This window comes from Alkalihalophilus pseudofirmus OF4 (assembly GCF_000005825.2).
Classification (GTDB): Bacteria; Bacillota; Bacilli; order Bacillales; family Bacillaceae_D; genus Alkalihalophilus; species Alkalihalophilus pseudofirmus.
Map to the genome: position 1 here is coordinate 972940 of NC_013791.2, position 14500 is coordinate 987439.

17 protein-coding genes and 1 pseudogene are annotated in these 14500 nt (G+C 37.2%); 15 read left to right on the forward strand and 3 right to left on the reverse strand.

Annotated features, from left to right (window positions below):
* Positions 1-173 precede the first annotated feature (173 nt).
* Positions 174-2900: a M14 family metallopeptidase gene (locus BPOF4_RS04845; RefSeq protein WP_012957954.1), complete on the forward strand. Its 2727-nt coding sequence runs from the start codon at positions 174-176 to the stop codon at positions 2898-2900.
* A gap of 81 nt (positions 2901-2981) precedes the next feature.
* Here BPOF4_RS04845 and BPOF4_RS04850 read toward each other — a convergent pair whose 3' ends face one another.
* Together BPOF4_RS04850 and lepB are read right to left on the reverse strand one after the other, a co-directional pair.
* Positions 2982-3242 carry a hypothetical protein gene (locus tag BPOF4_RS04850; RefSeq protein ID WP_012957956.1) on the reverse strand — a complete coding sequence of 87 codons (261 nt, stop codon included), beginning with the start codon at positions 3240-3242 and terminating at the stop codon, positions 2982-2984.
* 37 nt (positions 3243-3279) lie between these two features.
* Positions 3280-3900, reverse strand: a complete 621-nt coding sequence (gene lepB / locus BPOF4_RS04855; protein ID WP_012957957.1) for a signal peptidase I — start codon at positions 3898-3900, stop codon at positions 3280-3282.
* 101 nt (positions 3901-4001) lie between these two features.
* On the opposite strand from lepB, the gene BPOF4_RS22115 reads away from it, so the two are divergent.
* Together BPOF4_RS22115 and BPOF4_RS04860 are read left to right on the forward strand one after the other, a co-directional pair.
* Complete coding sequence (locus BPOF4_RS22115) at positions 4002-4172, forward strand: hypothetical protein (RefSeq protein WP_012957958.1); 171 nt, start codon at positions 4002-4004, stop codon at positions 4170-4172.
* A 20-nt stretch (positions 4173-4192) separates the two neighbouring features.
* Positions 4193-4450: a hypothetical protein gene (locus BPOF4_RS04860; protein ID WP_012957959.1), complete on the forward strand. Its 258-nt coding sequence runs from the start codon at positions 4193-4195 to the stop codon at positions 4448-4450.
* Between the two features lie 88 nt (positions 4451-4538).
* Here BPOF4_RS04860 and BPOF4_RS04865 read toward each other — a convergent pair whose 3' ends face one another.
* Positions 4539-6083, reverse strand: coding sequence for a sensor domain-containing diguanylate cyclase (locus BPOF4_RS04865; protein WP_012957960.1), 1545 nt, complete (start codon positions 6081-6083; stop codon positions 4539-4541).
* Positions 6084-6235: 152 nt separating this feature from the next.
* On the opposite strand from BPOF4_RS04865, the pseudogene BPOF4_RS22620 reads away from it, so the two are divergent.
* The 12 genes and pseudogenes from BPOF4_RS22620 (at position 6236) to BPOF4_RS04920 (ending at position 14494) form a co-directional block, all read left to right on the forward strand.
* Positions 6236-6554 (forward strand): annotated as a pseudogene (locus tag BPOF4_RS22620) (DUF3231 family protein).
* A gap of 113 nt (positions 6555-6667) precedes the next feature.
* Positions 6668-6787, forward strand: coding sequence for a putative holin-like toxin (locus tag BPOF4_RS22935; protein ID WP_354004543.1), 120 nt, complete (start codon positions 6668-6670; stop codon positions 6785-6787).
* Positions 6788-7176: 389 nt separating this feature from the next.
* The gene (locus tag BPOF4_RS04875; protein ID WP_012957963.1) at positions 7177-8568 is read left to right on the forward strand and encodes a M28 family peptidase; all 1392 of its coding nucleotides are present in this window, start codon (positions 7177-7179) and stop codon (positions 8566-8568) included.
* 487 nt (positions 8569-9055) lie between these two features.
* A complete protein-coding gene (locus tag BPOF4_RS04880; protein ID WP_012957964.1) occupies positions 9056-9334 on the forward strand; it encodes a YwqI/YxiC family protein in 279 nt (92 codons plus the stop codon).
* A 3-nt stretch (positions 9335-9337) separates the two neighbouring features.
* Positions 9338-10672: an LXG domain-containing protein gene (locus BPOF4_RS04885; protein WP_012957965.1), complete on the forward strand. Its 1335-nt coding sequence runs from the start codon at positions 9338-9340 to the stop codon at positions 10670-10672.
* Positions 10673-10691: 19 nt separating this feature from the next.
* Positions 10692-11021 (forward strand): hypothetical protein, encoded by a 330-nt coding sequence (locus BPOF4_RS04890; protein WP_012957966.1) that lies wholly within the window; start codon positions 10692-10694, stop codon positions 11019-11021.
* 331 nt (positions 11022-11352) lie between these two features.
* Positions 11353-11703: a hypothetical protein gene (locus tag BPOF4_RS04895; RefSeq protein WP_012957967.1), complete on the forward strand. Its 351-nt coding sequence runs from the start codon at positions 11353-11355 to the stop codon at positions 11701-11703.
* A gap of 98 nt (positions 11704-11801) precedes the next feature.
* Positions 11802-12374, forward strand: coding sequence for a PH domain-containing protein (locus BPOF4_RS04900; protein WP_012957968.1), 573 nt, complete (start codon positions 11802-11804; stop codon positions 12372-12374).
* Positions 12375-12403: 29 nt separating this feature from the next.
* Positions 12404-12745: a hypothetical protein gene (locus tag BPOF4_RS04905; protein ID WP_012957969.1), complete on the forward strand. Its 342-nt coding sequence runs from the start codon at positions 12404-12406 to the stop codon at positions 12743-12745.
* Between the two features lie 40 nt (positions 12746-12785).
* Entirely contained in the window at positions 12786-13580 is a 795-nt protein-coding gene (locus BPOF4_RS04910) for a hypothetical protein (RefSeq protein ID WP_012957970.1), read from the forward strand.
* A 10-nt stretch (positions 13581-13590) separates the two neighbouring features.
* Positions 13591-14160: a PH domain-containing protein gene (locus BPOF4_RS04915; RefSeq protein WP_012957971.1), complete on the forward strand. Its 570-nt coding sequence runs from the start codon at positions 13591-13593 to the stop codon at positions 14158-14160.
* 1 nt (position 14161) lies between these two features.
* Positions 14162-14494, forward strand: coding sequence for a hypothetical protein (locus tag BPOF4_RS04920; protein WP_012957972.1), 333 nt, complete (start codon positions 14162-14164; stop codon positions 14492-14494).
* Positions 14495-14500 lie beyond the last annotated feature (6 nt).

The window sequence follows — 14500 nt, forward strand, 5'->3', positions numbered from 1 at the left end:
TTTTACTAAAAGGAGCTTACACGAGTTGATTATTCATGCCTGTGGATGCATATTCATTCAGTACGAAAGTACCCTTTTTCTAAAATTAAGAAGCATACATTTCGAATTTCGGAAGGTTCTGCTATATTTGAAACCATAAATCTATAATTGTTTGGGAGAGGAAGGGCGATTCTATGAAACTAAGAAAGATAATGATCAGCTGGCTAGCAATTGTTATGGTGCTGTCAGTTGCTTATCCTGCTTCATTACCAGCCGCAGAACAGAGCACGGTAGAGGTTGATCATGTAATTGAATTAGATGTAAGTCAATCACTTTTTTCACTAACAGAAACGCGTACAACAGAAGTCCGGGCGACATTTAATGAAGAGGTAGATCCTGAGCAAATTGACGTACAGTTTGGCGGGAAGGATTTATCAGAGTGGCGTAAATGGACAGGTTCGTCGAATTATGATGGTGATCCATTTATTAATGTAATAGAAGGACCTGCTGTAGTAGAAGGTACAAATGAAGTGACGGCAACGATTGAATTTGGACTGCCTTTTAATCGTACAGATCTTTCTAACCGGACGATTCGAGTCCAATATCAAGATTTAATTGGAGAGTATGAACTATCACTAGTGAATCATGCAACAGGCGAGAAGGCTGCTACCGCTGTCGGGCTGAATGTATATGATGAATTCTTATTTTATGATGAATTAAAGCCTGCAATTGATCAAGTGTTTGAGGAAGCAAAGGCTGATACAGATAATACTCGCTATTTGGATTACCAAAAGGTAGGGGAGTCGGCTGAAGGTCGCGATATTCATTTTGTTGTGTTAGCAAGAGATGAAGCTGCAGTTGATACATACTTAAATGAAACGCTGCCACAAGCATTAGAAGATCCTGCGAGCTTAATAGAAAAGCTTGAAAATGGAACAATGGGAGACTATCAGCTTCCGATTTGGTTTAATAATATTCACCCTGATGAAGTAGAAGGGGTCGATGCACAAGTTGAACTATTGAAGAAGTTTGCACTAGAAGAGGAAGTGACATTTACGAATACAGATGAGGATGGAAACGAAGAGCCTGTTTTATTAAATATGGATGAGGTACTTAATGATGTAATCTTCTTATATATGTTCACAAGCAACCCAGACGGCCGTGTGGCTAATACGCGTGCAAACGCTGAAGGGTTTGACTTGAACAGAGATAATGCGTATCAAACACAAGTAGAAACCCAGCAGGTAAATGAATTGATCTCAACATGGACGCCGCTGTCCTTTGTTGATATGCATGGCTATGTAAATGGCTTTTTAATTGAGCCAGGTACACCGCCGCATAATCCTAACTTTGAATATGATTTATTAATTCATAATATGATGGACCAAGCACATGCAATGGGTCGTGCGGGTGTTGGGAATTCAAATTTGACAGATTACTTCATTGCCCAGCTTGAATGGGAAGACGGCTGGGATGATATGACCCCTGCCTACACTGCGATCTATGCTATGCTTCATGGCTCGCTTGGCCACACAATTGAAGTGCCGACATTAAGCCAGGATTCATTGCATGCTATGGTCGGTGTTGGACTTGGTTCCACATACTTTGTGACAGAGAATAAGGACGAGCTTTTTAAACAGCAGCTTGAAATCTTTAAACGAGGAGTTAACGGTGAAGATAATCGAGCTGTGGATGAGTATTTTGTTAATGCAGACGGGGAAGAAATAGGACGCGTCCGCCATGGGCATGACAGCTTCTTCCCGGATTATTATGTAATTCCGACAGATAAGGAGCACCAGAAAAACGTATTAGAAGCACATAAAATGGCTGAATACTTGCTTCGTAATGGTGTGAAAGTAGAAGAAACAACACGCCCTGTGCATCTACAAGGCGAAACGTTTCCTAAAGGAACATTTGTTATCCCAATGAACCAAGCTAAAAGAGGACTCGCAAATGCAGTACTTTATCAAGGAGATAATGTCTCGGACTGGAATGCGATGTATGATCCGGTAGTCGTAAACTTTCCTGCCCTTCGAGGATTCGACCAGCTTGAGGTAAGAGAAGAAGGCGTGTTCAAGGGAGTTACTCAAGAAATGGCTGAAGTCAATTTGCCAACTGGTGAATTGAGGGGTAATGCACCTAAGCAAGTGGTTAGATCAACTTCAAATGATACGGTAAAACTTATTAATGCCCTCCTAAATGAAGGGAAAAAGGTTGAAGTGGCAGTTGAGAGTAAAGGAAATATTTCTCGCGGTGATTACATTATTTCTACTCAGGATCTACGAAGCTATGAATCTACCTTCTATTTTGAAGCTCACCCAACTGGTAACGGTAAGGGAGTAGAGACAGAGCAGGTTGTGCAGCCAAAGGTTGCAGCTACAGGTTCAAGCCAGTTGAATTTCTCGTTAAGAAAATTAGGATTTACATTAGTAAACACTGAGGATGCAGACGTCATTGTTAGTGATGCTCGTAATTTTAATGCTCAACAGGCTGAAGGAAAAGCCTTCATCGGGATTGGTGGCAGTGCATTAAGGTCTGTATATGATAGTGAAGTGTTAGAAGGATTCAAATACGAGCAGACAAGAGGTACTCATGAAGGGCTTGTCAAAGCAAACGTGAATCCGCATAAGTTGACTGCAGGATATAAGGCCAATGAACTTCTTTATGTAACGACAGGGTCATATATAACCGAAGTTCCTGAAAGTGCAGAAGTGCTGCTAACTTTCAGTGACGCTGAAGATTTCTATGTGTCAGGTTGGTGGCCTGGACATGCGGGAGCAAAAGGACAAACAATGGCCTTTACCTCAGAGGTTAATGGAACCACTTATACATTATTTGCAAATGACCTGGCGTTCAGAGCACATACTGAACACAGTTACCGACTATTAGCGAATAGTATTTTTAATGCATCATCTAATTAACATCAAAAACTCACTGGAATGAACATCTCCAGTGAGTTTTTTTGCAAAAAAAACAAGCAGGGAATCATCTCTACTTGTCATTTATTTATATTCTTCTACGTACCAATGATGGCTTGGTTCTGTGTTGGAATTAAGTTTCTGGGCAAAAAGCTCTGCTTCTGTGACATCTTTGAAAATCTTTTCTTTGGTGCTGCTAGAATCTTTTAAAGCTTCTAACTTATTTTCTGTACCTATACCTGTACCTCTTACTAGCTTGAACAAGTGATCAACTCCTCTCACTAATTCAGCTGTTTTTATAAGCTGTACAATGATTGTCGCATACATTCCAACAAGATGATACATTTATTGCTAAAAAGTTTCGGATCCTGTCTGAAAAGGGTTAAAACGTCCCTAAACGGTCGAAAGGGTAGAATCTTGCTATGACTTTTCCCGTAACATGATCAATTGGAACAGGACCAATTTCCCGGCTGTCAGTACTTCTGTTTCGATTATCTCCCATTACAAAGACATGATCGTCAGGAACAATCACCTCACTAAAATCATGATAAATCGATTCATAAATATACTCTTCTTCTAGACGAACCCCATTTTTATATACAAAGCCGCCTTCTATGGCAATGCGATCACCAGGTTCGCCAATGACCCGTTTCACCCAATTATGGCGAGAATCTACTTGTCGATCTATAAAAGCGGCAAGCATTGGACTTTCTGCAAATGAATCCATTAATGTTCGCTCGTCATCGATCCGGCTGTCTACAATTACAATTTCTCCTGCTTTAGGAGACTTTCCGAGAAGGTAAGGAGTCTTAAAAGCAAAAACCCGGTCACCAGCTTTTTGCTGATCATAATGATCCAAGCCTTCTAATGTAGGTTCCATCGAGCTCCCATCTACTGTAAAGGGCTGGATAACAAAAACACTAAGAGCAACAGCTAAGACTAGGGCAAGCACAATGGCTTTTGTCCAGCTCATTATTTCATAAATGAATTTTTTTACAAACATTCGATATCAACATCCTTTAATAAATGTTCTCTCTCTATTGTAATCGAACGACTATATTTTGTCAGTTTAATTGTGATAAGGTTATCAATGGAGGGGTAGTAATGAATCGTAACTATATTTCAATTTTATTTTTTTTAGCAGCCTTTACAGCAGTAGTAATGGCTGGCACAACTGCTGTTGCAGGCGATTTAAGTTTAGTGGCGTTGACGGTGATTGCCTCAATCTCTGCAGTGATTGGTGGAATCATTGGTTATTATTTATTTATAAAGTAGGGCATTTAGGAGGAACTTAAATGGAATTACTTTTGACATTATTCGTTATAAGCGGAATTATATATTCTGTTTTCTATATACAGAAGAAGAGAAGAGAGCATCACATTACAGGCTGGAAATCACTCATCACCTCTGTCTGTTTTATCATTATTGCTTTAATTAATGCAGGAGCGAATCTATTTGGCATGCTGGGACTGATCAGCTGGGGATTAACTATCTTCCTCTTGTTAATGGGAGCGTATTTTACAAAGTATCTGCCAGCACCTCAAGAAAGGTGAAGGAACAATGAGGAAGAAAAATATGATTTCTAGATCTACTAGAGTATCATGAGTAAAAAAACAGTGCCTGTTAAAAGACACTGTTTTTTTATGCTGTCTTATATTGATTACGTCCTTGATCTTTAGCCTTATACAAGGCTGCATCTACTAGGTTAAGAAATTGATCAATCTCTCCTTCATATGAATCACAGTAAAAACCGATTCCTGCAGAAAAGGTAATTACTCTGCCAGCAGGTGAAATGGTATCTTGCAAGAAATCTTTTAAACGCTTTGCTACATCTATGGCATCTTGTGTTCCGGTTTCAGGGAGGATGATCATAAATTCTTCCCCGCCAAATCTCCCGCAGACGTCTTTCTCTCTAGTAATTCTTTGCATTGCTTCTGCAAAAAAGACAAGGGTTTCATCTCCTGTTTTGTGGCCAAGTGTATCATTGACTGTTTTAAAGTGATCAATATCAATTAAAATAATTGAAAAATGCATTTGTTCTTGTAAAGCCTGAAGGGTCTTAATAAGAGCCCGACGATTTGCAAGACCGGTAAGCGGGTCTGTTAATGCTTCTTTTGTGGCAGATTGGAGTTGAGACTCCTGGTTTTGAATATAGGCTTTAAATGTGTGATTTAGCCGTTCGGCTTCAAAATACCAGGTTGGAATTTTTGTTTCATTTACTGTATTGTTATTCTCTTTTAACTCAAAGGTTTGCATAGCTAACTGCTGGAGCGGATAAGCAATTCGATTGGCAAACATACGAGCGAGAAGGAAAGTGAGTAGAACAAATGGAATAGAATAGAACATCATTTTCTTAATTGTTCCTAACACTGGTTCCATAATAACCTCATATGGAGTTTGTGATACGATCCCCCAATTACTAGAAGGGATATGTGTATAACCGGCTAACATATCAATTTCTTTAGTATTTGTGACTTTCATCGCACCGCTTTCACCATTCATAAGCTTTTTAACCACCGGGTTTTCACTAACGACTTCTCCAATCCTATTGCGATCTGCGTGATAAATAATAGAACCATGCTGATCGACAACATAAACATAGGATCCATCCTGTGAAAAGTGTTCACCAAGAACTGTTTCAATGATGTTGTGATCTTGTAAGTAAATCACCCCAGCAAGCAGCCCATAATAATTGCCTTCGTGATCTTGAAGCGGGCTTGAAATAAGTAGAATTTTTTGCCCAACAACCCCGTCATATAAATCTGAAATAAGTGTTTCTTTTTTTTGGAGTGCTTCTGTAATTCCAATAGAGTGAACATGAAAACCTATAACATCTAATGCAGGAGCGGACGTCAAAATTTTAGCTTCCTCATTAATAACAGCTATGGAATTAAAATAATTGCTGCTTCTTAAATAGTGATAAAGGGCTGTTGTTAAGCCTTCTTCATCATTAAGTAAGGGCACCATATCGATCGCTCTCAGTGATAAACTCTCCTTCATTGATTCAAAAGATTGATCTGTGATTTGAGCAAGTTTTTCAGAGTAAACTCTATTAATTTCCATTGTATGATTTATTGCATTCTCTTTGGTTACAATGTAACTTACCAACAATGTGCTGCTAAGTAGCCCGAACATAGTTAAACATAACAATGTCAGAATCCAAAATCGTAAACTTTTTTTTAACATAAATGCCTCTCAACTATAAATATAGGTTCTCATAAAAATGGTGATTTTCGTCTTGTGTCTTGTTACCTATAACGTATCATGATTCTGACTTTATTCCTACCATAAAATTGAAGGTTTTAGGAAAATGAAAATAAGGGCTGATTAAGAAAGATATGAGGGAAGGTGCGAACAGGTTAACGTCGGCAGAACTGGCTTCTTTATGGGCACAATATATAAGTGATAGTGCAAGCAGGTGTATGCTGCTTTACTTTATGGAAGTAGTAGAAGACAAGGAAATTAAGAATGATGTTTTATGTATCAAGCCTAAATTCTTTAGGGATTGAGTTTTACGGAACTGCGGTTTCACAAAGTCCAAGAATGGATTTAGGAGCAATGTATAACAAAGTGCTTATGGATGTACAGTTATATGCAGAAGACGGGGCAAATTTAATGATTAAAAAAATGGTTAGAGCAGCCTCCTCTAGCATTTGATCGGAAAGACCTAGCAGATGAGAACAAACGATCCTAGTAATGAGAACATCTGTTTGGTATAATAAGGTTAGCAACTGCTAGCAAGGTAGCGGCTGAACTCCCGTAGAGAGGGGGTGAGGCTTATTTTGACGATCTATGAGGCGTTAAGTTTACTGGCCCAATTCTCAAGCATCTTACTTGCTGTGTTAGCACTTACGGTCAGTATCATTGTGAGTCAGCACAAAAAGAAATAGCTACCCTGCCGCCAAGTAAGGTGAGCTATTTCAAAACAGCAATATCCAATTGGTCAGCTGCGTATTGCAGCAAGCAGTTGCTAGGACTGAGTGCATTTGCACTCGGTCTTATTTAGGTTGGTTTGTTTTTTCATTTCTATTCCTATTATACATGAGGGACAAGGGGTTAAGCAAAGGGAAATGCAGAATGAAAATAAGTGAATTTATATGAATAATAATGTGGTCAAACATTACAAAGTATGGGTCTTTTTTATTCTAGGATAATTAGCGATACGAAATAAATTGGTCCTAGTACCTATGAAGTTTAAGGTATATATTCCCTTATATAATAGTCTGAAATATTGTATGATTCAGAATGTAAACTATTACTATAATGGAGGGAACTGTAAATGAAAAAGGCTTTAGTATCTATTGCTTTAGTAACTTCTCTAACATTAAGCTCTGTCGGTGTACAAGCTTTTGCACAGCCTTCTGCAACGAGCCAATCAGGCATTCATAATGTACTTGATAACCGTGTGATTAACCAAATTAATGTAGATAATATCTATAATAACATCGATTACCTACAGCAAACACCACGTGTAGCTGCCTCAGAAGAAGAATATCAAGCAGTGCTTTATATTAAGGAGCAATTTGAATCATATGGGTATGAAGCAGAAATTCAGCCTTTTGAATTTTTTGGATTTACAGCCCCTCATACTGTAGAGTTGTCAGTAGGTGGGACAAGCTTAACTCCTAATTCATTTACTTATACAGCGAGCGGAGAGGTAACTGCTGATCTTGTCGATGCGGGGTTAGGGCGTGAGAGTGATTTAGCAGGGGTAGAACTTGATGGAAAGATCGCTTTAATTCAACGTGGTGAAATCAGCTTTGGAGATAAAGTGCTGAATGCAGCAAGAGCAGGAGCTCGTGGGGTCATCATTTATAATAATGCACCTGGTACCTTAAATGGTACACTTGGCGGTGCGAATGATGAATTTGTTCCTGCCGTCTCTATTTCACAAGCAGAAGGACAAGCATTAGCTTCTCAATTAGAAGAAGGAGAGTCTCTTACAGCTTCTCTAACAGTTTTAGGAGCAGAGTCTGGGCTGCGTACTTCTCATAACGTCATTGCATCTAAGAAACCAACCAATAAAAACAAAGATAATGGTAATGTGATTGTGCTCAGCTCCCATCATGACTCCGTACCAGGAGCACCTGGAGCAAATGATAATGCATCAGGAACAGCCATGGTGTTAGAGTTAGCGAGAGCCATGAAGAACCTGCCGACGGATACCGAAATCCGCTTTACGACATTTGGCGCTGAAGAGCTTGGTTTAATTGGCTCTAGACACTATGTAAATACGTTGTCAGATTCAGAGCTTAATAGAATTGTGGCAAACTTTAACTTAGACATGGTAGGAAGCCGCGATGCGGGTGACCTAGTGATGAGAACGGTCAATGGCCAGCCGAATCTTGTAACTGAACTAGCACAAGCATCCAGCTACCGCTTAAATGGTGCACCAACTCCATTTAACCAAGGCGGAAGCAGTGACCATGTTCCATTTGGAGAAAAAGGCATTCCTGCAGCATTATTCATCCACAGTCCGCTTGAGCCATGGTACCACACACCAGAGGATACGATTGATAAAATCAGTAAAGAGAAACTTCAGGATGTGGCTCAGATTGTCAGCACTGCCATTTACGACTATGCAAGCTTTGATAATATGGGACCTAAGCCGAAAAAAGCGAAGCCTAAATCAGTCGATGCTCAAATGTACTTTGAAGAAGACGTCCAATAAGCAGAGAAACCAGCCCGTTGCGGCTGGTTTTTTGGTGCTTATAGACTATGGGTTATATTACCAGAGATGGCGGTGTTAAGTGAAAGAGTAGGAGATGTTATTGATGTAAAGGTAGGATAAGGGTGACTGAATAAGGATTATAGGGGGAAATGCATGGCTTTTATTCTTAATAGTGATCATTATTATTGGCTTGTTTCTTGAAGCTTTGGGGTATTAAATACTAACGATTTTTATATTTTTCTATTTCCTTTCATTCCATTGTGTCTGCTCTCTTAATCTATGTGCTTAATGGTATTTGGTAAAAAAGACCTTGAATTAGCGCTGTTTCACTATAATTAAACGGTAAAAAAGTCATTTATAAATAGATTAATTGAGCTTTTCTTTATAATAATAGCACCTTAAGTATGGTTTTCATTTCCAATTGCTTCTTTTAAAATGATAAATGTACTTATAAATGTCAGTTTATGTAGGTTTGGAGGGTGTTTATATGAGTGAAGAAATTAGCTTGAAACCAACTCGAGTGAGAAATAAGATGGATCGATTGTCATCTCATTTAGATAGTGTAACTCCAGAGTATGCAGTCACGTTTGATGGGCGTTCTGAACTAGATACGATTAAGGAAGCAGAAAAAAATATGAAAGCGATGGAATCACTACTTCAATCCTATAAGGCCCTGTTGCAAAAAAATGTGGAGCAAGTTTATCGTGTTGTGGATCAGTATGAAGAAGCAGACCAACAGGTTTCACATCAAATTAAAGGAGGGTAAAAGGTGAAAATATTAGATGCAGCTTCCATGATTGAAAATGTAGAATCACTACTTCAAGAAGTTAAGAGACAGCAGGATCAATTATCTCCAGTAGAAAGCTGGCTGCACAATGAAGCCGCTCTTTTGGGTGTGGAATCAAGATTCAATGGGCGTACTGCGATTCGGATCATCAATTATTTCACTTACTGCCATGGCCCTTTTGTAAAACTCCTTCGCACGATTCTGTCAGAATTTGAAGCATCTCTCGAAGATACCTTAAATCAATTAAATGCGTATTTTAATCAAAATGAGTACATTCGCGAAGACTTTTTACAAGATGAAGTCAATGGAAAAATAGAAGAATTAAAATCAACTATGACAACACTAGGTGAAGAAGTGAACAGTATTATTGCAATGTACAAAGATGTGGTATATTTGCCCGAATTCAATTATAATCGCGTCATGGACGGGTTAGCTACATTGAAATCAAAATCTAAAGAAACTGATGAAAAAATGTATCAGTACGACTATGAACAGATTCCTAGTATGGAATTTGTCGGGCAGGATATACAGCTTCTACAAAACTATGTATCAAGTTTAGAAGAAATGTTTGTCAGCCAATCCATATCAATTGAGCAGTTTAACCATAATATGATTAAGGATAATGAAGAATTCAGAGCAGTTAAGAGCACACAGAATGTTAGGGAAGCGGATAAATTGTTTGAGGTTACTTCAAGTACTTCTACCTTTTATGGATATACCGAATCAATAGCTCCAAATCTGCTTGCTGCTACAGCCTATGCTACGGGCAGTTACACAGGTAATATTAATAATGGTTTAGACTCTAAAAAATCATATCAACAAAATAACTTAAATGATAACAAGAAAGCTTCCTCAAAAGATGTAATAGCTAATAATATGTCAAAAAATACGAGTAGTTCAGTAAGTAAATTAGGTCACCTTTCCAAAAAAATAATTGAAAATAAATATGTCCGAAATGGAGCTAGCCCGATTGGTTGGGCCCTTACTACAGTTGCTAACTTTAAAGAATTTACTGCGAGTGAAAATAGAGAAAAAACAAAAGACCAAAAGTCTGTAAGATTTTTAGCAGGTATAGCAGTTGAAGGTGGGGGAGGGGCTTTAGGAGCTGCTGGGGGAGCTAAGGCAGGAGTAGTTATTGGCACAATTATAGCACCGGGAATAGGTACTGTAATAGGCGGCGCTGCTGGAGCTGTGCTTGGAGGTGTAGCTGGAGTGAATTTGGGAGGGAAGTTTTCAAAAAGCACAAAAGATTTAGCTGAAAAAAGTTACAACAAGCTTAAGGATTTATCAAGATCGATCAACAGTTGGTTTAAATAGTATAAGAGGAGAATTATAAGTGACAATAATAGATATTTTATATATATTGCTTATTTTTTTTATAGGTGTTCAATTAACAATGAGCCTTGTTACAGCAATAATTGGTAATACAGGTATGCGTATGATGGAATTTTCGTATATTAAAGGTGCAAAAAAAATTGGGGATAAAATACTTAATTTATCCTTCTATGCTTTGTATGGACTTCCCCATTTTTTTTATAATTTTTTTATGAAGAGATTTTCATATGTAGTTGCTAGAATATTATATGTTTTTTATGTGATAGGCTTAATAATATCTATCATAATTTTTCTATTAATTTCAAGTTTTATAACAGAAGTGTTGATGTGATTGGAGTGCCTATGACTACAGTAAGGATACCAAATACATTTAAGTAAACCTTTAAACATAATAATAGAGGTTAATATGGAAGCGTGCTTATATATTATCGATAATTATAATACTATTAATGTTTGTGCAAATTACTTCAGGGTTGTTAACAGCAACACTTGGGAAAGATTTTGTCTCTTTTACAAAACGATCCTATACCAAGCGTCCAACTTCCCCATTTGATAAGATCTAAAATGTTGCTTGAAAGTATACTAGGAATGTCTTAATTATTCATTTGTCTAATCACTATTTTGCATAGTGTTTCAACCACCATCTGTATAATGCATTTATAATGGAGCTGATTATTTTTCTCTTATTCATTGTATACCTAGCATTTGTATCTATTTTAACTGTGCAGATGTCCGTAAGTATTTTAACAGCAATTTTTGGTGATCAAGCTGTTTCATTCATGGAACATACTTATACAAAAAATGCAGAGTCAGGATTTGATCGATTCTTAAATATTGTGTTTTACCTTTTATATGGATTTCCACACCATTTTTATAAAAAGTTTATGATCAAATACCCTCGTATAAAGGCTCGAATTATTTATTTTATTTGGATGCTTGGATTTGTATTTTTTGTTTTTATTCTGGGGGTTTCTGTCACTTTAATGGTTGAACCGTACACATATTATTTATAATTGTTGGTAGTTAGGAAATTCATTCTAGAACTAATTTGATGAATTCATTAAATTATTAAAGTGATATTGTGCTATGACAAAAACTCAGGGGGCGAGAGATGCTATTTAATTCGAATCGAGACTTTACAATGAACTCAATCTTTACAGCTCTCCTTCTTTTTATGTTCTCCTTCCTTTATTATATGATTCGTTTTGTTGAATTTACGCCTATAATCTTTATGGCTTTTATAGTTTATTTGGTAGGTATGGTTTTAGGCATTCATTTAATCTTTCGGATAAGATATTGGCTGCATGATGAGCATCTTACTTCTCAGATGGGGAGTTTTTTTACTACATGGCATTATGAAGAAATGACAGCTATAGATTATTCTAAGGGACTAACGAAGAAAGATTGCGATAATTATCTAGGGTCAACAGCTGCTTTGAAAATCCAATTCAAATCAGACAAAAAGAAGAGTATTCGTATTTCACCTGAACGAGAAGAAGAGTTTATTCAAGAACTGTTCAAGCGAGCTCCACACTTATCATATTGCTCCATAGAAGAATATCGTGCCTTGCAAGTGAGAAAAGAAGAAGTGGCCCAGCAAGAGGTTATTGTTGTTCCTCATTTGGGGGACGCGGTAAAAGCACAAAATGTAGGGAGTTCTTCTAGTAAGTGGTTGAAGCTGTGAGAATAGTTGGTAATCTGGGAGAAACTTAAATGATATTAGTAGTTAACAGTATATTTTTAATTATAGGTATTTTGTTGACTTTCCAATTAGTAATGACTTTTGTCGCGAATTTGGTTGGTCACTCTGCTATCTCCTTTATGAAGTTAACATATGTCTGTAACCCTCAAACGATTCATGACCGGCTTATCAATAGATTGTTCTATGCAATTTATGGAATCCCTCTCTATTTTTATACAAGATTTATGGTGAGATATACATATTTGAAAGCAAGATTATTGTTCTTTATCTGGTCGATTGCTTTCTTCTTCGTAAGCTTTATATTTATAGCAATGTACGGTATTTTCATCGAGTGGTTTGAAAGGGTTTTATAATAAATGTAAATCAATGATTGATATGAGAGGTGATTAGAAGATGCAGTCAGTATTAAAGTGTACTACAGAAGAATTGGTCGTTCTAGTAGATTTATGCGGGTACCCTTCTGTTGCTAAAGGAATTGGTGAATCTTCATTAGGGGAAAAATCAGAGGATGCTTGGGAAGCCGTGTTTGAAGGGGCGGTTCATCAATTAATGCTAAAAGGGGTATGGGACGTTCAAAAAGCAAGTAATAATGAGGTGCCTTTAAATGAGGAGCTTCAATTATTTATTAAGCACTTTGTACAATCTCCGAAAATTATTCGAACTATTAATGTCACAGCTAATGAATCTCTCCTCTTTCATCAACTCCCTAATGAGAAGTGGCTCATGCATCATGTCACCGCAGATATTATCCATGAATTTTTCTTTATAGAAGAGCATGAAATTTCAGAGCATGTCCTGCACTTCAATCAGTACATGGATATGAAAGGCGAGAATCATCAAGCCTTTACATTAACGGATCATCAATTTGATTTATTAAGTAAGGAAGAAAACGTTCCTAAACTGAAAAGTCTTTTGAACATGCCGGATGATCAACTGACTGCTTTTGACGAACTTATTTCCTCTATTAATAGCAACAATTGGACCCTGCACAATATAAGTCTAATAAAAGTCGATCTGGAAAATGAGCAAAATACAATAACAGAAGTTCTATTTCACATACCTTCGACTAGTGGAGTATGGATGTTGGAATATGATGAGCATCTTAATGTTCATGTTACTAATGTATATGCAAAGCAATTTCAAGAGAAAATACATTCTACGTTCTTAAAGCCAGCAGAGCAAGAGTAGGAGGATTCTTATGGCTTTTAAAGGAAGACGGGATCTGCCCATGCTGTCTATTAATATAGCAACTGTTATTGGTCTTATCGTAATGTTCTTTGTAATGTATGGCTGGAGAGATGCTTCATTATTAATCCCACCTTTATTAACCGGATATGCGTTATTAGTGCTGTGGATTATTACGTTGTTTCTTCGTTTACTATTTGTAGTAGAAGACGAGTATTTAGAAGTACAAATAGGGTTGCAGACATATACGTTTGATTATAAAAATATGAAAAGCATTCAAGAGACAAAGGGGTTATATCGTGTCCCTCATTACAATTTCATGTATGCTTTTAGTGGCTTTATGGTTGATTTTCATGACAGATCGATGAATATTCGTGTTTCTCCTGAAAACGAAAGAGAATTTATAACAGAGTTGTTCAAGAAGGCACCTCACTTATCTTATTGCTCGATAGAAGAGTATCGCTCCTTACAAAGAAGAAAAGAGGAAGTAGCTCAACAAGAGGTGATTAGTGTCTCTCATCTAGGCAACACAGTAAAAGGGGATGAAGTAGGTAGCTCATCAAGCAAGTGGGTGAAGTTGTAAAATGTTGATTATCTATTTTTTGGGAATTGCTCTCGTCTCGTTAATTGCGTTAAATATATTAAGTGCGTTGATGCCAGCGATTTTTGGTAATCACTTTATCTCGTTTTTTGGGAGGGCATATACGAAGAGTCCTGAAACTACCTTTGATAAAGGATTAAATATCGTTTTCTATCTCATGCACGGTATTCCTTATTTCTTCTATATACATTTCATGAAGAAATATTCTTATTGGAGGGCAAGGTTAGTTTTTGGTGCATGGACTATTGGATTTATTCTAATATGCATCATTATATTAATTTTAGTTGGTTTATTACTTGATTCACTTGGCTTCTAGAGGATA